This window comes from Bacillus sp. 2CMS4F, from assembly GCF_023161785.1.
Classification (GTDB): Bacteria; Bacillota; Bacilli; order Bacillales; family Bacillaceae; genus Bacillus; species Bacillus halotolerans.
In genome coordinates, this window is record NZ_JALNTO010000001.1 from 348,013 (window position 1) to 366,665 (window position 18,653).

Here is an 18,653-nt window from a genome sequence, read left to right on the forward strand (position 1 = left end):
TTCTTATTCTTCAAATTCGAGTTCTTCCTGTGTCTCTTCCGTCTGCTGCTGTACTACTCCGTTATTATCTAAGCCGTAATGTTCACGAATTTGCTCCTGAATCATCAGCATGATATCTTTATTTTCTTTTAAGAATTGTTTGGCATTTTCACGGCCTTGGCCAAGACGCTCTTCTTCATAAGAGTACCATGAACCGCTTTTTTGCACGATATCAAGTTCAGTTCCGAGATCAATGATTTCGCCTTCTTTTGAGATACCTTCTCCATACATAATATCAACCTCAGCTGTACGGAACGGAGGAGCCACCTTGTTTTTCACGACTTTAATTCTCGTTTTATTCCCCATAACGTCGTTGCCTTGTTTCAGCTGTTCAGCACGGCGTACTTCAAGACGAACGGAAGAGTAGAATTTCAGCGCACGACCGCCGGGAGTCGTTTCCGGGTTTCCGAACATAACGCCGACTTTTTCACGAATTTGGTTAATGAAAATCGCAATAGTTTTCGATTTGTTGATAGCCCCTGAAAGCTTACGAAGCGCTTGAGACATTAAACGTGCCTGCAAACCGACATGTGAATCTCCCATGTCGCCTTCAATTTCCGCTTTCGGAACGAGCGCCGCTACAGAGTCGACAACAACGATGTCAACTGCACCGCTTCGAACCAACGCTTCTGCAATTTCAAGCGCCTGCTCGCCTGTGTCAGGCTGAGACAGTAAAAGCTCTTCGATATTGACACCGAGTTTTTGTGCGTATACCGGGTCTAGCGCGTGCTCCGCATCGATAAACGCAGCTTGTCCTCCCTGCTGCTGAACCTCAGCAATTGCATGAAGCGCAACAGTTGTTTTACCTGAGCTTTCAGGACCGTATACTTCAATAATCCGTCCGCGCGGATATCCGCCAATTCCCAGTGCCGTATCAAGAGCGAGGGAGCCGCTTGGGACAGTAGAAATTCTTGTATCTGTCTTTTCTCCCAGTTTCATAATAGAACCTTTGCCGAACTGCTTTTCTATTTGTTTAAGAGCCATATCTAAGGCTGCCTGACGATCACTCATTCTATTTTTTCCTCCTTTATGTTACCACTACATATACTATACCCTGTTTGAAGGGATTTGCCAAGAAAAAAGCGAACGCATATTCGGATTTTTTCTTGGCCTGATTTCTACCAAAATATCATAATGAGTCAGAGAAATCATGTTTTTTGAGGAGGATAGTGTGCTGAAAACATTATTTTTGCTCTAACAGTTTTAAAATTAAATGGCAGCCATATTTAGCAGCACGTTTTCTGATTCCTGTTCTGGAGCCTGCAAAGTGAAACTCGTGAACCTCTTCTTTTCCGTTTGCAGAAATACCGATAAATACATGTCCAGGTGCATGGCCTTCTTGAGTATCAGGGCCGGCAACACCGGTAAAGCTAATGCCAATATCGCTTCCAGTGAGCTGCTGAACACCCTTTGCGAGCTCAGATGCGCATTCCTCGCTGACTGCGCCGAAGCGGTCCAATGTTTCCTTTTTGACGCCGAGGACATTTTGCTTCACTTCGTTTGAATAGCAAACAACGCCGCCGGAAAACAATGCTGAAGCGCCGCTAAGGTCTGTCAGCCATTCGGAAAACAGCCCGCCGGTAAAGCTTTCTGCGGCAGAAAGCGTGATGCCTTTTTCCTTACATGCTTTAGATAGCTCTTTCACAAGCGATGTATCGTCGTAGCCATAGAAAAATTCACCGACACGTTCTAAAATAACGGCTTCTGTTTCTTTTAACAAACGCTCTGTTTCTTTTTCATCGGCATGTTTCGCTGTCAGGCGAAGCGTCACCTCGCCGTCCGCTGCCAACGGAGCGATCGTCGGGTTCGTCTGTGCATCAATGATATCTTCTAAATCAGCTTCAAGCTGAGATTCGCCGATACCGAAAAAGCGAAGAACAGTTGATACAATTTTTTCATTGGAGCCCATCTTTTTAAGAAGAAGCGGTTTTGCCTCATTTTCAAACATCGGACGCAATTCGCTCGGCGGCCCGGGAAGAAGCATATAAAAGCGCGAATCATGCTCTGTAAGCATTCCCGGCGCCATTCCAAAGTGATTCGCCAGTACGTCAGATCCTTCGATGACAAGCGCCTGTTTTCGGTTATTAGGTGACATCGTGCGTTTTGTTCGTTTGAAATAATCCTCAATGGATTGAAACGCCTCATCATTTAAAACGAGCGGACGTCCCAGCACATTTGCTATCGTTTCTTTTGTTAAATCATCTTTTGTCGGCCCGAGCCCTCCGGAAAAAATAATAAAATCAGAGCGCTCTTCAGCAATGCGGATGACCTGCTTCAGCCGCTCCGGATTATCACCGACTGCTGTATGGTAAAATACGTTTACTCCGATTTCTGCCAGCTGTTTGCTGATAAATTGAGCATTTGTATTAGCAATCTGACCAAGTAAGAGCTCTGAACCGACTGCAATAATCTCTGCTTTTTTTGGAAATTCCATCACGTATGTCCTTCTTTCTTAGTTAGATGTTTTTAGCGCTTCCCAGTTTTTAGCGAAATAGTCCCAGCCTGATACAACGGTAAAGAATACGGCTACCCATAACGCCAGGTCAGCGAACGGAAATGACACAAGCTCAAATGGAAGATTGTGTAGAAGCAATGCAGATACTGCAATGATTTGTGCCCAGGTTTTAATTTTACCAAGCATATTCGCAGCTACCACTTCTCCCGTTCCGGCTAATACAAGCCTTAAACCTGTTACGGCAAACTCCCGGCTGATAATCACAATGACCATCCAAGCGGGAGCAAGATCAAATTGAACAAGGATAATTAACGCTGCCGATACGAGAAGTTTGTCCGCAAGCGGATCGAGAAATTTCCCAAAGTTTGTAACAAGGTTCAGTTTGCGGGCATAATAACCATCTATCCAATCTGTCGTCGATGCAATAATAAACAAGATAGCGCCCGCCAAGTGTGTGACCGGAATGGATTCGTCTCCAAATTCGAGCCTGCCCCAGTCAAACGGCGCCAGCATGATAATCATGAAGATTGGGATTAATGCAATTCTTGCTAGTGTGATTTTATTCGGTAAGTTAAACATAAAGCCCCTCCAGTTTCATACTCGGACGTGAAGAAAAGTCATCTGGTGATTAAGATGACTTTTCTTCCTTTTTATTTACAATCTTTATTGTTTGTGCCATCACTTCTTTAGGATCAAGTTTATATGAAAGAACCTCACCGTTGATTTTTATTTTCAGGTTAGGTGCATATCCTGTGCGGATTTCAACTTGTTTCTGATCAGTTATGTCTTTTTTATACGTTTCGTCTTTTTTCAGTGTACCCTCTTTAAGAGAGCTGCTGTTTTCATCACGCACTCGAATCCAAGAGCTGTCTGAAGCCTTCAGCTCAAGCTCAATTTTATCAGCACCGGACACTTCATAAGTTGTTACAGATCCTTCAGTGCCAGTTGCTTTCATCTCTAGTTTGTCACTGTCTTCTTTTTTAACTTTTTTATCTTCTTTGTCTTTCGTTTCTTTTTTCGTGTCTGTCTCTTTTTCAGAGCTGTTGGTTTGATTCTCTTTCAGCGTTGAATCTTTAGGGATCTCATACTTGCTTTCACTTTTCGCGATTGATTTTTCTGATGCCGCATTGCTATTATCATCGTTTTTATGATTCGCAAACTGAATTATAGCGTAAACAATGGCGATCACGACAATCACGCCGAGAATCACAAGTATTGTAGGCAGCAATTCCAGCGCCTTAGAAGCAGGCTTTGGCATTTCCTTCTGGAGATTCATGCCGGAGATTTTTTCAGACACATCGTCATGATACGTATTCGGGATATCTTTTTTATGCTCCTCAAACAATTGGTCAGCATCAAGCCCGACGGCTTCCGCATATTGCTTGATGAAAGCCCGGACATAAAACTTACCCGGAATAATGTCATAATTTCCTTCCTCCAAGGCGGTTAAATACCTTTTTTGAATCTTAGTTGCCGCTTGGAGATCATCCAATGACATTGCTTTTTCCTCTCTGGCTTCTTTCAGCCGGATTCCTAGTTCAGTCACAACAAACACCTTCCAATTTTAAAAATCAAAGCTTGAAAACCCGGATTGATCAAACATTTGGGGTTCTTCAGCATGTTCATATGTAATAACCTCATCAGGATCATTTCTCAGTTCAATAATATAATCAAAGTCATCTAGTGTATACTCTGTATTTTGAACGAATATGTCCGGATGCTCCACCACTTTTGTAGCAGGCAGCCTCATGATTTCCCTCACCAGCTGCAGATGGCGTTCTGATCCTCTTCTTGTCGATACAATGCCGTCAATGATAAAGACATTTTCAGTGCTGTATTCATCGGCAATCAGCTGGCTTCTGATTGTCTGTTTCAGCAAGGTAGATGACACAAACAGCCACCTTTTGCTGGCGCATACGCTGGAAGCTACGATTGACTCCGTTTTCCCGACGCGCGGCATTCCCCGGATCCCGATTAATTTATGGCCTTCTTTTTTGAACAGTTCGGCCATAAAATCGACTAATAAGCCCAGCTCGTCCCGTTCAAAGCGGAATGTTTTCTTATCATCGGCATCCCTCTGGATGTACCGGCCGTGACGCACGGCGAGGCGGTCGCGAAGCCTTGGTTCTCTCAGCTTCGTTACTTTAATTGTTTCCATCGTTTTTAAGATTGATTCTAATCGCTTAATTTGATCTATATGGCGGCACCTGAGCAGCATTCCCCTTCTGGAAAGATCGACGCCGTTTATCGTTACGATGTTAATAGAAAGCATCCCGAGAAGAGATGAAATATCCCCGAGCAGTCCGGGGCGGTTCACTTGAATTTCATATTCAAAATACCATTCGAGCTTTGCCAAATGATATACCCCCTTCATTGTGGCAAAATTTTACCTTCCTTTATCATAAAGCATTTTTCTCTAATTAGAAAGAAGAATGTTGCTGTGATGGGGAAAACATAAAAAAGAGAGGAAGAATCTCCTCTCTTCTTAATGAGTGCTGTTATTTTCAACAAGCTTAACCATCATATTGGCAATGGCGTGCTGTTCTTCTTTAGATGCTACGCTCCAAAGATCTGCCAGCACTTTTTCCTGCTCGTTCTTAGAATCCACTTCATTAGCCAGGTAACCGCCGATTTCTGTAGCAAGGTCAGTGATGGTGTCCTGACTCATGCCTTTTTCTTGCGCATAGTTTAAACGATCACCAAGGAAATTCTTCCAGTTATCCCAGTTTTCTAATACTGACATGTGAGTTTCCTCCATTTCATGTGAAGTTACAAAATTATTTTGTCCTTCTTAAAAGAAACTATACACATTTTATTTTGCATCAGCAGTGCCAGCCGCCGTTTACTGACAGAATCTGTCCAGTAATATAGGAAGCTTTTTCAGACAGGAGAAATGCTGCCGCCTCGGCAACTTCTTTCGGCTGTGCAAGCCTGCCGATCGGGATTTCATCAGCGATCTCTTCTAATTCATCCGGATTGAATTGATTCATCATGTTTGTATCTACAGCACCCGGTGCTACTGCGTTAACCCTGATACCGCTTGGGGCCAGCTCCTTAGCCAGTCCTTTTACAAACGAGTGCTGCGCTCCCTTTGCCATGCTGTACAGCACCTCACACGATGCGCCAGTCTCTCCCCAAATAGAGCTGACTGCCACGATCGCTCCCGATTTGTTACGGATCATGCCTGGAACAAGGTTTCTCGTCAGCATGTAAGGACTTGCCACATGCAGCTGAACCATTTCCTGTACCGTAGCATTATCTACATCAGTAATCAGCCCGAAATGGCTTCTGCCGCTGTTTAAAACGATCGCATCAACCGGCTGAACAATTGATTTTGTTAGTTCATCAGCGCCAGTGGGAGTGGAGAGATCTCCTTGCAAAATATCAGCATATATGCCAAATGACCGTTTCAGTTTTTCAGCAAGCTCTGCAGCCGCGCTTTCATTCTGATTGTAGTGCAAAAGCAGATCATAACCCTCTGCTGCAAGCGATTCACTTATGCTTTTGCCGATACCGCCGCTCGCCCCGGTGACTAATGCTGTTTTTTTCATCCTCTTTCCTTCTTTCCGCAGAAAAACACCCCTCACATTGGAGGGATGCATGTTAAGATTTAGGAACCACTTTGCAGACAGTCAGTCTGTCCTCAGCAATTTCCTCTTGTATGATTTGCTGCACATCCTCAAGGGTGATCTGCTCGAGAACAGTTACAATATCAAACAGGCTCATCTCCAAAAATGCATAGCGAGTGAATTGGTTAGCGATGTATTCAGGTGAGTTTAATGCCTTTAAAAATGACCCGATTTTTTTCTTTCTGGCAAGTTCAATCTTCTCAGCGGTGATGATTTCACCGGCACGAAGCAGATTGCCTGAAATGTCTTCAGCCAATTTATCCGGTTCAGGCGTGTCCCCGCCAATGGCCGCAAAACCGAACCCATATTCAGCCGTAAAATCAAAGCTGAACGTTTCATCTATATACCCTTTTTCATAAAGGGACTCATATTGGGCAGAGCTTTTGCCGAATAAAGATTCAAGCAATAGGTTCATTGCAAGTTCATGCTTGAGCAGCTCTTTCCCTAATTTATACGGATGCTTTGATTTCAGTCCGACGAGACATTTCGGTCCCTGAACATTCATTTTAATTTCTTTTTCTTTCCGGAAAACAGCTTCTTGCTCTTTTACTTCTTCTCGTTTAATTTCCGGCTGATCTGTATACGGTTTTCTTTCCTGATTTTCTCTTACCTGAGAAATGATAGCTTCAGGATCAACAGGGCCGACTATAAAGAGGAGCATGTTGCTCGGATGATAAAACGTCTCATAGCATTCGTAAAGAAGGTCCTTTGTGATATGAGATATACTTTCTACAGTCCCGGCTATGTCTATTTTGACAGGATGATCTTTGTACATGTTTTCAATCACCCCGAAGTAAAGCCTCCAGTCAGGGTTATCATCATACATGTTAATTTCCTGGCCGATAATCCCTTTTTCCTTTTCCACCGTTTTTTCTGTAAAATAAGGGTCCTGCACAAAATCAATCAGTGTCTCCAAATTGCGTTCAACATTTGACGTGCTTGAGAAAAGATAAGCCGTTCTTGTAAATGACGTGAACGCATTGGCAGAGGCGCCCTGTTTACTGAAATCTTGAAAAACATCTCCATCAGCTTTTTCAAACAGCTTATGTTCAAGAAAATGGGCAATCCCGTCCGGAACTTGAACCATCTCGTCTTTTCCAAGAGGGACAAACTGATTATCTATAGACCCGTACTTTGTTGTGAATACCGCATACGTCTTGTTGAAGCCTTTTTTCGGCAAAACGTATACGTCCAGGCCGTTTGACATTTTTTCATGATACAGCGTCTCCTGAAGCTGTTCAAATTCGATTGGTTTTATCAAGATGCACCCTCCGTCCCTTTTAAGAAATAAGTCGTATCAAGCTGAATCTTTTCGCCGACTTTAATGATATCCTCTTTTGTCACCCGCTCAATATTGGCAAGGAAATCTTCGATCGGAATATCGACTTGGGCAGCGGCCTGCTGATATAGAAATTCAGATAAACCGTACGCAGTATCAATTGTTTCCAGCACCTGATTCCGAATCATGGCTTTCGTCTGAGAGATGTCTTGCTCACTGAACTCCCCGTTTTTCATAGCCTGAAATTGCTCGGCAATAATAGAGACGGCTTGTTTGTAGTTTTTCACTTCAATTCCTGACATCACCATTAATAAACCTTTAAAGCTATCGATACGCGAGGCTGCGTAATAAGCGAGACTGGCTTTTTCCCGAACATTAATGAAAAGCTTAGAATGAGAAAAGCCGCCGAACATTCCGTTAAAAACTTGTAAAGCTGAATAATCCTGATCTGTAAAGGTAATATTGGTCCGATAGCCAATATTCAGCTTGCCTTGTTTGACGTCTTCTTCATCAATGACTTCTTTGGGTTCAGGTTGTTCAGCATGATTGTTTGCAAATGCTTCCAGGGTGCGTTCCTCTGTTTGAAAATATTGTTCAATTGCAGCTTGCACTTGTTTACTGTCAACATCGCCGACGACATATAAATCAAGCTGGTCTTTTTGGATCGCATGTCGGTATGTTTCATATAATTGATCGGCCGTAATGGCATCAACATCGTCGATCTCACCATTGACGTGCAGCGAGTAAGGTTCGTTTTTACACATTTCCTGTATAAGCCTTAGATTAGAGTAACGCATTTTATCATCATAAACTGCTTGAATTCTTTGCTTCAGCGTTCGTTTTTCTTGATCCACATATTGCGATTGAAAAACGCCTGCTTCCAAAGCAGGTGAAAACACGATTTCTGCGAGAAGCTGCAGCCCTTTTTCAAGGAGCGGCGTCTGATCTTTTAAATATTTTTCATTCGGAATTTCAAGTCTGAATGTAATTACATGCTGTTCACCTTTTTTCGAGAGATCAGCCGAAACAGACGTGCCGTAGAGTTCATCCAGGTAAGAACGCAATTCTGCAGTTTTCGGACGGCTTTCTGTTCCTCGAAGCAGCACATGCGGGAACAGCGCTCTTTTCGTAACTTGCTCCTTTGTTAAGGGCGCCAGCATTTTAAAGATAAGCGAGACGGTTTTAAATTTTTCTGTTTCTACAATATGTGCGGTTAAACCGCCGTGCTTTGTTTTGACTTCATTGACATATGACATGTGAAACCTCCTTCGTTCATTTCTTATTAGTATGTATTATGACCAAATTTCAGCATTCGCAGAAACACTCTTTCATGTAATTATAGCAACTGTAGGATTTATAAGGAAACAATAACCTCTTACGTATTAATTGTTCGTCCGCTATTGGGAATAAAAAAGAGCTTCCTGCTTGATGCCTCCTAATCACAAGTTTTCTGCCAAGATTCACTATTTTTCTCAGCAAAAAAAGACGGTGTGTCAAACCGTCCCTAAGTTTTTTTCTTCTTCACTTTTTTTAGCATCTACATTAAAGAGCACCAGAAATAAGGAAACAATCCCGCAAAATGCGGAAAGAATGAAGATAAGCCAGCTTGCATTAGACATCAATGCCGCAAACACAGGCGGCCCGAGAGCTACTCCAATAAAGCGCATACTATTATAAAATGAGGAAATAGTTCCGCATTCCTCACTCTCAATCCCTTCTGTTATCAGCGCATCTAAAGCAGGAAGCGCCATTCCGATTCCAATTCCCCCAAAACTCAAAAAGATAAATAAAAAATAAAAACTGTGGTTCCACCACAAGCCGATAAAAGACAGGCTTAACATAATCATCCCTGTAACGACGCAAAATTTCATTCTTGCCTTATCTTTGCCGATCTTTTTACCCGCTATAAAAGAACTGCTGGACAGGAATAAAAGAGGTATCGCCAGCAGCCCGCCTTTGGCCACTCCGTCAATTGTATATTTATTCTCTAGCGTATCTGATAAGTAAAATAATACGCCAAATAATAAAAACATAATGACGCATCCAATGATAAAAACTGTGTAGAGCCAGCGTCCATCCTGTTTAAAGATTTTCCGCACATTCTTGAAAAACTCTGAAATTGTAGGTGCATCCTCATCTTCTTCAGGCTTCTCGACCAGAAACAATACGAGCAAAAAGCTGATCAAACAGAAAAACGGAATAAACCAAAACGGGACGAACCAGTACCAGGAGGCAAGTAAGGCGCCCAGTATGGGACTCAGCACTTTTCCCGAGGTGTTAGCGGTTTCAATATCGCCAAGACCGGCACTGACCTTTTCATCATCCCCCTTAAACAGATCGCCGATAAACGGCATGACGATGGGAGCTGCACCCGCTGATCCGATGCCTTGAAGAACCCGTCCGGCCAAGATCATAGCGTAAGGATTGTCTATATATGTTGAAGCAAAAGCAGCCACTGCTCCCCCTATTCCCGCAATAAGAAGGCATGGGAGCAATACTTTTTTTCTGCCAAATCTATCCGACAGGTACCCTGCGATCGGAATGCAAATGATCGCTACCACCGAATATACAGTGATAATTAATGACACTTGAAATGAACTGACCGACAGCTTTTTCTCCATCATCGGAAGCACGGGAATCAGCATGGAGTTCCCTAATGTCATAACAAGCGGTACGGAAGCCAGAGCAATAATATTTTTCATTCCTATTTTTTCTTTCAACATTTTCACCCATTCACTTTGTCATCCTTTATATCATGCGTTAACCGCAGTAAAAGTATGTACAAAGAAACATAAACCAGGCAAATAAAAAAACAGACACATCACAGGCGTCTGTTTTAGAAACGTTTACGCAAAACATGGAATCTGAATTTGTCGGCTCTGAAATAATTTAATGAATAAAGCACCGGTTTATCATGCTGATCGTAATGCGTTTGTTTTAACAGCAAAAGAGCTGTTTCCGGATCGCATTCCAGCACTGGAGAAATCGTATCATGATAGCCGATCGGCTCAATATCAGTTACAGCGTAGCTGATCACAGAGCCTGAATTTTTCTCAAGCAGGTCAAACATAGACTCTTGCTGGTGAGAAAAAGAATCCGGCAAAATATCCATCGGAATTTTGTCAATACAATACACAATCGGCTGTCCGTTTGCCGTTCTGACACGTTCAAGATAAAAAACTTCCTGGCCTGATGTCAAATGAAATCTCTTGATATCATCATCGGACGGCATAAGCACTTGAGATGAAAGAAAAATCGTTCCTGGAATCATATTAGCCTGTTCAATCATCTTGGTTACACTGTTCAGCTGTTCAATGCCCGAAAGAAATAACGGCTTAGAATGGACAAAAGTTCCTACACCATGCCTTCTGATAATCACATGCTCTTCTTCCAATATCCGCAGTGCTTCACGCAAAGTCGCCCGGCTGACACCAAGCTTTTTGGAAAGCTCAAATTCAGAAGGGAGCTTTTCTTTCTCAGTGTAGATTCCATTTTTAATATCCTCTTTTATTCGTTCAATCACTTTTAAATACAAGTGCCGATTATCAGCTTTTGTAGACATGTTTCCCCTCCGTAAACCACTTTCGATAAAAATTATTGAACAATTGGGACAACTATATCATGTTTTGTCGAAAAAATAAATAGAAAGGTGCACAGTTTACATAATGTTATTATTGTTACTGAACTCCCTTCATTTAAGAAGAGAGCTCATCATGTTTTTCTTTTGATATTAAGACTTCCCTTGGTTTGCTGCCTTCATACGGGCCAACTACGCCGCGTTCTTCCATTGCATCAATCAGGCGTGCCGCTCTCGTATACCCGATTCTGAACCTTCTTTGCAGCATCGATACGGATGCAGTCTGCATGCCGACGATTAATTCTACGGCTTCATCATAAAGGTCATCGGTAATCTCAGTATGGGTTTCCGTTGTTTCCTCAGGAATCATTTCTTCCTGATATTGAGCTTTTTGCTGCGTAATGACATGATCCACGACCTGCTCCACTTCTTCGTCTGACAAAAATGCTCCTTGTACACGGACAGGTTTATTAGCCCCGACAGGTAAAAACAGCATATCTCCTCGTCCTAAAAGCTTTTCAGCGCCCCCCATATCCAGAATGGTCCTTGAGTCCGTCTGTGAAGAGACACTGAATGCGATTCGTGACGGAATATTTGCCTTGATGACCCCTGTAATGACGTCAACCGACGGACGCTGTGTCGCAATAATAAGATGGATGCCGGCAGCCCGTGCCATTTGGGATAATCTCGTAATCGAGTCTTCTACATCAGATGAAGCTACCATCATGAGATCAGCTAGCTCGTCCACAATGACCACGATATACGGAAGCTCTGGCTGTTTTGCCTCTCCCTCATTATTGGAGCGTTTTATATAATCATTGTACCCTTCAATATTTCTTGTTCCTGTATGAGAAAACAATTCGTACCGACGTTCCATTTCATTGACAACCTTTTTCAAAGCTTGTGATGCTTTTTTCGGGTCAGTTACCACCGGAGCAAGCAAATGCGGAATCCCATTGTACACATTCAGTTCAACCATTTTTGGGTCAATCATCATCATTTTCACTTCATGCGGTTTAGCGCGCATCAGAATACTTGTAATAATGCCGTTGACACAGACACTTTTTCCGCTCCCGGTCGCGCCTGCGACAAGCAAATGAGGCATTTTGTTTAATTCAGCAAGCACAGCTTCACCCGAAATATTACGGCCAAGTCCGATTAACAGTTTTGCATCAGGTCTGTCATTAAGTTTTGATTCAAGCACTTCCTTCAGCGATACCATAGCCACTTCCGCGTTTGGCACTTCTATTCCGATGGCAGATTTACCTGGAATAGGCGCCTCAATCCTGATGTCTTTTGCAGCTAACGCAAGCGCTAAATCGTCACTTAGGTTGACTATCTTGCTTACCTTCACTCCGACATCCGGATACACTTCATATTTCGTGACAGCCGGCCCAAGATGAACCTGTGTCACTTTCGCCTTTACGCCGAAGCTTTGGAACGTGCGTTCAAGCTTTCTGGCATTTTCATAAATATTTTTTTTATCAGCCTGCTGGCCGGTATGCTTCGGATCAGCTAATAAATCTAATGACGGCATCTGATAATCTTTATTTTCAAGTTCTGTAAAAGTCATTGGCGGAGCAGCAGCCGTTTCATTATGGTCAGCCTCGGACTGACTTTCCTGAAGCGGTTCTGTGGCCGGCTCAATTCGTTTTACTGCAGCTGCCGGAGGCTCTTCCGCTTCATTCCGGTCTGAAAAGCTTGAGATAATCGGCTCTGAATGAATGAGAGGCGATACCATTTCCTGCTCCTCTTCTTCAGCAGCAGGCTCTGGCTCCATTTGCTGTTTTTTGCGCGCCGGCTTTTGTTTTTTACTGGTATTGGCTTTCGCTTTTTTCGATGATTTCATATTTGTTTTGACTGATTTCATATCATCAATAAAAGCAAACCATTGTTCTTTGATGAAACGGCCGACCGGGCTCATCCACTTTTTCAGCGTTTCTTGAAGAGAACGCCCCGTGACCAGAATCATTCCGATCAAAATCATTACAATCGCCATAATTTGAGAACCGGTTGATGCAAACAAAAAGTGTGAAGCCGCAAACAGAAGCGCCCCGATCATCCCCCCGCCTAAATCAGGTGAAGCAGAGCTCCCATTCATGTCCATTAAAAATAATTCCCATGTATTGCGAATCACGCTGGCAGACTCAATGGATCCTCTGTTCGTCAAATTTTTAAACAGCTGCACATGAGAAAGCAGCAATATGCTTGCAATGATGCAGTACAGCCCTGCCTTTCGTCTCGTTAAAAGACTCGGCGTTTTTTTCTTCCAAAATAGGGAAACCCCTAAAACAAATAAGCCTAACAAGCATAAAATAAACCACTCACCAGCGAAAAAACGGAACAAGTAGATAAAGGTTTGTCCCACTACACCAAGCTGTAAAATGGCGATAATTGAGATAGCAATGCACAGCAATCCGTTTAATTCAAATTTTATGTTGAGCTGTTTTGCCTGTTTTTTTCTCGATTTTCTTTTTTTCTTTGCCACACTCATCACCTTACTGCGTTAAAAAATGTAAGTTCATACATAATGAAGAAAGCAGCCGTTTACTGGCTGCGTTTTTCTGTAGGATTCCCCTATTATAGCATATTTTGCCCTTAAAAAAGGGCCGGAATCTTATACGTTTAATTTTAGCTTTTGTCCCGGAGAAATATCCGGATGCAGAAAGTGCATAGGATTAGTGCTCATGACTTGAATAACCTCTGCTTCATTGCCTTTCATCTCAACAAGAAGCGGAACACCTCTATACTCAATTTGCTCGTGTGCACTTGGCTGTTGGTTCTGTTCCGCGAAAACAATTTCCTGCGGCATCGTGGTATACAAAATCATTGAATCATCCGTCCTTCTTCTTCTCTCGCTTCCTCGATCAGCTCATTTAATTTATGAATCGCTTGTCCGACTCCGCCGACGTGATCAATCAGTCCATACTCGACGGCATCCTTGCCGACGACATTTGTTCCAATATCGCGTGTTAAGTTTCCTTTTGAAAACATCAGCTCTTTAAACTTATCTTCATCTACATTTGAATGGCTTGTTACAAAGTTAACGACTCTTTCTTGCATCTTATCCAAGTACTCAAAGGTTTGAGGCACACCGATTACCAGTCCCGTCAGACGAACGGGATGAATCGTCATGGTAGCTGTTTCAGCGATATAGCTGTAATCACAAGATACCGCAATTGGTACACCGATGGAATGTCCTCCGCCAAGTACGATGGAGACGGTCGGTTTTGACAATGATGCGAGCATTTCAGCAATTGCAAGACCTGCTTCTACATCTCCGCCGACTGTATTTAATATAATAAGCAAACCTTCAATTTTTGGATTCTGCTCAATGGCTACGATTTGCGGGATGACATGCTCATATTTTGTTGTTTTGTTTTGCGGAGGCAGCTGAACATGGCCTTCTATTTGTCCGATAATGGTCAGACAATGGATATTTGTATCTTGCGGCAGCTGTGGAAGTGTCGTTTCCCCTAGCTGCTGTATTTTATTCATAATGCTGTCTTTCGCATCATTTTTTTCGGGACGTTCTTCTTCTGTATTTTCCATACGATGATCCATTTCGCTTTCACCCTTTCCGAGTTTCTCTTTGTATTATGAACAAAGATCTTCAATTCAATCCCGGCTTAACAGGCAAAAAAATAAAGACCGGAACAGGTCCGGTCTTACGTTTTACATTAGACTTCCATAATAATTGGGATGATCATCGGTTTACGTTTTGTTTTTTCATATAGGAATTGGTTCAAAGCATCTCGCATTGCCTGCTTAAGCGTTGACCATTCAACGTTTGATGTTTCAGTTGCTTCTGTCACGATAGAGCGTACAAGCTCAGTAGCCTGTACGATAAGGCCTTCAGACTCTCTTACATAAACAAAACCGCGTGTGATAATCTCAGGACCTGATACAAGATGTTTCTTTTGTTTATCAAGTGTAATGACAACAATCAGTATGCCGTCTTGTGAAAGTAAGCGGCGGTCTCTCAGCACAATATTTCCGATGTCGCCTACACCTAAACCATCGATTAAAATATTGCCGTATGGCACTTTATCACCGATCTTTACGTTTTGGCCGCGAAACTCGACAACGTCTCCTTTTTCAATTAAGAAGATATCACTGCGCTTCATGCCGATATCTTCAGCGATTTTCGAATGAGCCTTTTGCATTCTGTATTCGCCGTTTACAGGAATTAAATATTTTGGTTTAAGCAGATTGATCATCAGCTTTAACTCTTCCTGTGAGCCGTGTCCAGATACATGCACACGCTTTTGGGCAAAAATGACTTGTGCGCCGGCTCTGGCAAGCAAATCTACTGTTTTAGAATAAATGAGTTCCTGCCCAGGGATCGGAGTGGATGCAATGACAACTGTATCCCCTTCTTCGATATTCAGCTGCTTGTGAGCTTTGTTTGCCATTCTTGTCAGAGCTGCCAACGGTTCACCATGGCTGCCGGCAGTTACAATCGCTACTTCGCGTTTCGGATATTTTTTGACGTCCTGAATGGAAATAAACAGTTCATCATCTGCTTCAATATATCCAAGCTTTCTTGCAAGCTGAAGGATCGATTGAAGGTTTTTTCCGGCAATGGCAATCTTTCTGCCATTTTGAGCCGCTGCATGAATGACTTGCTGAATCCGGTTAATATTGGATGCGAAAACGGCAATGATTACCCGGTTCTCTGAATTGTACAGCGCGTCCGAAATCTCTCCGCTGACAGCAGCCTCCGAAGGGGTGTAACCCGGACGTTCTGCATTAGCACTGTCAGAAAGCAGAGCAAGTACGCCGCTGTTGCCGATTTTAGCAATCTCGCCAATGTCGCACGATTGATTAAGTGCGGGTGTTTGGTCAAATTTGAAGTCTCCCGTGCATACAATAGATCCAAGTGATGTTTTTAAACTGACGCCTACTGAATCAGGGATACTGTGGATCGTATTAAAGAACGATACCTTTGTTGATTCAAATGTAATGACAGATTTTGAGTGAATTTCTCTTAAATCAGCTTTTCGGTTATGTCCGTATTGTTTTAATTTTTCTCTTAATAGTGCAAGCGTCAGCTTTGTTCCGTATACAGGAACAGAAAGCTTGTTTAATAAGTAAAAAACGCCACCGATATTCTCATCATGCCCATGTGTTAAAAAGATAGCCTTAACGCGGTCAGATCGTTCAATCAAATATGATATGTCAGGAATCACCACATCAATACCGAGCATTTCGTTTTCTGGATGCATAAGGCCGGCATCAACGACAAATATGTCTGAATCAATTTCGATGACATAAAGGTTCTTCCCAATTTCTCCGACACCGCCAAGGGCGATAATTCTAACGTTTTCTGTATTTTTCTTTTTCAAAATCTATATCCTCCTAGTCTCATACCCGTCCATCATCACTTGTTCCTATTATAACTGAAAGTAAATTTAGAAAACAAGATAAAGCAGAAGGTTTAGGGAAAACCAATATGTATAAGAAACGGTCAAACTCAGGTGGAATGAGAATGACCGCGTTTGTTTCACTGTATGAAATTTTTCTTACAGTTCGCTGATCGCGCTGCTTAAGCTCAGACGTTCATCTTCGTTTAATGGGATGAGAGGAAGACGCACTGAACCGACATCAAGGCCTTTCAGCTGAAGAGCTGTTTTCACAGGAGCCGGGTTAGGCGCTTTAAACAGTTCCTTCATAATCGGCAGCAGTTTCTGGTGAATCAGTGCCGCGTTAGCTGTTTGCCCATTTGTATAATTTTTGATCATTTGCTGCATATCAGAGCCTACTATATGGCTTGCGACTGAAACGACACCTCTTCCTCCTACTGACAGGACAGGAAGCGTCAAGGCGTCATCCCCAGAATAAACGGAGAAATCTTCAGGCGTTTCCGCAACAATTTTTGTAATCGCTTCGAGATCTCCGCTCGCTTCTTTAATCGCAACAACATTCGGAATATCCGCCGCCAAACGGATTGTCGTCTCAGGAGCAAGAGAAGCAACGGTGCGGCCCGGCACATTGTACAGCATAACCGGAAGAGATGTTTCAGAAGCAACAGCTTTAAAATGCTGATACATTCCTTCTTGTGAAGGTTTATTATAATACGGCGTAACAAGCATCACCGCATCTACGCCTGCTTCCTCAGCTTTTTTGGTCAGCTTAATGGAATCTTTCGTATTGTTGCTGCCAGTACCCGCAATAACAGGCACCCGGCCGTTCACTTCTTTGACCGTATATTCAAATAGCGCTATTTTTTCTTCTGTTGAAAGGGTTGGAGATTCTCCTGTTGTTCCCGCTACTACTAAAGAATCTGTTCCGTTTTTCAACAAGTAATCAATCAGTGTAGACAATTTTTGAAAGTCTACATTCCCTTTATTATCAAAAGGTGTAATCATAGCTGTAGACACATTTCCGAAATTCATTTTTTTCACCTCATCATGATTCAATCACATTTACTTAGAAAGTTCAAACACTTCATGCAAAGCGTTTACAGCAGGAACCATGTCCTCTTCATGGACAAGCACCCAGATGGTCGTGTGGCTGTCCGCCGACTGCAGAATAGGAATCTCTTTCTCTGATAGAGCTGTCACAATTTTAGACGTTACACCCGGGACGCCCATGATACCGGCACCGACCGCCGAAACTTTTGCACAGTTTTTCGTCACCATCGGGTCATAGCCCATATCCATTAAGATGCGCTGAGCTGTTTCCGTCTTGTTCCCAGCCACCGTATAAACGATTTCACTAGGTGTAATGTTAAAGAAATCAACGCTGATTCCTGCACTCGCCATCGCTTTAAAAACTTCAGTCTGAACATTATACTGACCGATTTTTGAAGGCACTTTGAACTGTGTGACATCTTTGACATGGGCAATTCCGGTAATCAGCCGTTCAAAAACATCACTGCCGACATTGGAAGAATGATGTGATGTCACCAATGTGCCTTTATCTTTGGAATATGTTGAGCGGACGCGAATCGGAACCTTAGCCTGCATCGCAATCTCTACAGCTCGCGGATGAATCACTTTCGCTCCCTGGTACGCCAGGTTGCAGATTTCTGTATATGTTACCACAGGAAGCGGTTTCGCGTTTTCCACTACTCTCGGATCAGCAGTCATCACACCTTCAACATCTGTGAAAATATCGATGTATTCAGCGTCAATTGCCGCCCCAAGTGCAGCTGCAGACGTATCGCTGCCCCCTCTTCCGATCGTTGTTGTATCGCCCTTTTCAGTAGCGCCTTGGAATCCTGCGACGACTACTGCGTCATGATTCGCAAGCACACTGAATAAACGCTCCGGTTTCATTTCAAGGATTTTCGCATTTGTATGCTGATCATTCGTTAAGAACCCAGCCTGAGCCCCTGTCAGTGCAGATGCTTTTACACCGTTATCCAGCAGCATGCTCGTAAAGACGACAGAAGAAATCGTCTCTCCGCATGATAAAAGCAGATCCTGCTCTCTCGGGGAAATCGCAGACTGGTCGCCGTAAAGCAGTCCCAACAGAGAGTCTGTTGCGTACGGATCACCCTTCCGGCCCATCGCAGAAACGACAACGACAACCTTATATCCTTCACTGATTGCTTCTTTAATGTGCTCTAAAGCCAGTTTACGGCCTTTGTCATCTTTTACAGATGTCCCGCCAAACTTCTGAACAATTATCTTCACTGTTTTCACTCCAAATTATTCGGACGTAACA

Annotated in this window: 17 protein-coding genes; all 17 read right to left on the reverse strand. The window is 43.0% G+C overall.

Annotation, left to right across the window (positions count from 1 at the left end):
* Positions 1–3: 3 nt before the first annotated feature.
* The gene (gene recA, locus MTN95_RS01460; protein ID WP_099042952.1) at positions 4–1,050 is read right to left on the reverse strand and encodes a recombinase RecA; all 1,047 of its coding nucleotides are present in this window, start codon (positions 1,048–1,050) and stop codon (positions 4–6) included.
* A gap of 172 nt (positions 1,051–1,222) precedes the next feature.
* On the reverse strand, positions 1,223–2,473 hold the full coding sequence (locus MTN95_RS01465; RefSeq protein ID WP_059352925.1) for a competence/damage-inducible protein A: 1,251 nt from the start codon (positions 2,471–2,473) through the stop codon (positions 1,223–1,225).
* A gap of 18 nt (positions 2,474–2,491) precedes the next feature.
* A complete protein-coding gene (gene pgsA / locus MTN95_RS01470) occupies positions 2,492–3,073 on the reverse strand; it encodes a CDP-diacylglycerol--glycerol-3-phosphate 3-phosphatidyltransferase (RefSeq protein ID WP_010334305.1) in 582 nt (193 codons plus the stop codon).
* Between the two features lie 49 nt (positions 3,074–3,122).
* Positions 3,123–4,040, reverse strand: a complete 918-nt coding sequence (gene rodZ / locus MTN95_RS01475; RefSeq protein ID WP_105954259.1) for a cell shape determination protein RodZ — start codon at positions 4,038–4,040, stop codon at positions 3,123–3,125.
* Between the two features lie 18 nt (positions 4,041–4,058).
* On the reverse strand, positions 4,059–4,850 hold the full coding sequence (locus MTN95_RS01480) for a DUF3388 domain-containing protein (RefSeq protein WP_024121452.1): 792 nt from the start codon (positions 4,848–4,850) through the stop codon (positions 4,059–4,061).
* Between the two features lie 129 nt (positions 4,851–4,979).
* Positions 4,980–5,237: a DUF3243 domain-containing protein gene (locus MTN95_RS01485; RefSeq protein ID WP_024121451.1), complete on the reverse strand. Its 258-nt coding sequence runs from the start codon at positions 5,235–5,237 to the stop codon at positions 4,980–4,982.
* A gap of 79 nt (positions 5,238–5,316) precedes the next feature.
* Complete coding sequence (ymfI, locus tag MTN95_RS01490) at positions 5,317–6,045, reverse strand: elongation factor P 5-aminopentanone reductase (RefSeq protein WP_105954258.1); 729 nt, start codon at positions 6,043–6,045, stop codon at positions 5,317–5,319.
* Between the two features lie 52 nt (positions 6,046–6,097).
* Positions 6,098–7,384 carry an EF-P 5-aminopentanol modification-associated protein YfmH gene (yfmH, locus tag MTN95_RS01495; RefSeq protein WP_105954257.1) on the reverse strand — a complete coding sequence of 429 codons (1,287 nt, stop codon included), beginning with the start codon at positions 7,382–7,384 and terminating at the stop codon, positions 6,098–6,100.
* The gene (gene yfmF, locus MTN95_RS01500; protein WP_059352922.1) at positions 7,381–8,658 is read right to left on the reverse strand and encodes an EF-P 5-aminopentanol modification-associated protein YfmF; all 1,278 of its coding nucleotides are present in this window, start codon (positions 8,656–8,658) and stop codon (positions 7,381–7,383) included. Before yfmF ends, yfmH begins: the two co-directional genes overlap by 4 nt.
* Before the next feature lie 237 nt (positions 8,659–8,895).
* Positions 8,896–10,104, reverse strand: coding sequence for a bacillibactin exporter BcbE (gene bcbE, locus MTN95_RS01505; protein ID WP_248336736.1), 1,209 nt, complete (start codon positions 10,102–10,104; stop codon positions 8,896–8,898).
* A gap of 134 nt (positions 10,105–10,238) precedes the next feature.
* Positions 10,239–10,964, reverse strand: coding sequence for a GntR family transcriptional regulator (locus MTN95_RS01510; protein WP_059292764.1), 726 nt, complete (start codon positions 10,962–10,964; stop codon positions 10,239–10,241).
* A gap of 133 nt (positions 10,965–11,097) precedes the next feature.
* Positions 11,098–13,467, reverse strand: coding sequence for an FtsK/SpoIIIE family DNA translocase (locus tag MTN95_RS01515; RefSeq protein ID WP_248336738.1), 2,370 nt, complete (start codon positions 13,465–13,467; stop codon positions 11,098–11,100).
* A gap of 129 nt (positions 13,468–13,596) precedes the next feature.
* On the reverse strand, positions 13,597–13,809 hold the full coding sequence (locus tag MTN95_RS01520) for a YlzJ-like family protein (RefSeq protein ID WP_024121444.1): 213 nt from the start codon (positions 13,807–13,809) through the stop codon (positions 13,597–13,599).
* On the reverse strand, positions 13,806–14,543 hold the full coding sequence (gene tepA / locus MTN95_RS01525) for a translocation-enhancing protein TepA (protein WP_105954253.1): 738 nt from the start codon (positions 14,541–14,543) through the stop codon (positions 13,806–13,808). Before tepA ends, MTN95_RS01520 begins: the two co-directional genes overlap by 4 nt.
* Before the next feature lie 116 nt (positions 14,544–14,659).
* On the reverse strand, positions 14,660–16,327 hold the full coding sequence (rnjB, locus tag MTN95_RS01530) for a ribonuclease J2 (RefSeq protein WP_101861229.1): 1,668 nt from the start codon (positions 16,325–16,327) through the stop codon (positions 14,660–14,662).
* 177 nt (positions 16,328–16,504) lie between these two features.
* Entirely contained in the window at positions 16,505–17,377 is an 873-nt protein-coding gene (gene dapA, locus MTN95_RS01535; protein ID WP_024121442.1) for a 4-hydroxy-tetrahydrodipicolinate synthase, read from the reverse strand.
* A gap of 30 nt (positions 17,378–17,407) precedes the next feature.
* Positions 17,408–18,622, reverse strand: coding sequence for an aspartate kinase (dapG, locus tag MTN95_RS01540; protein ID WP_024121441.1), 1,215 nt, complete (start codon positions 18,620–18,622; stop codon positions 17,408–17,410).
* Positions 18,623–18,653 lie beyond the last annotated feature (31 nt).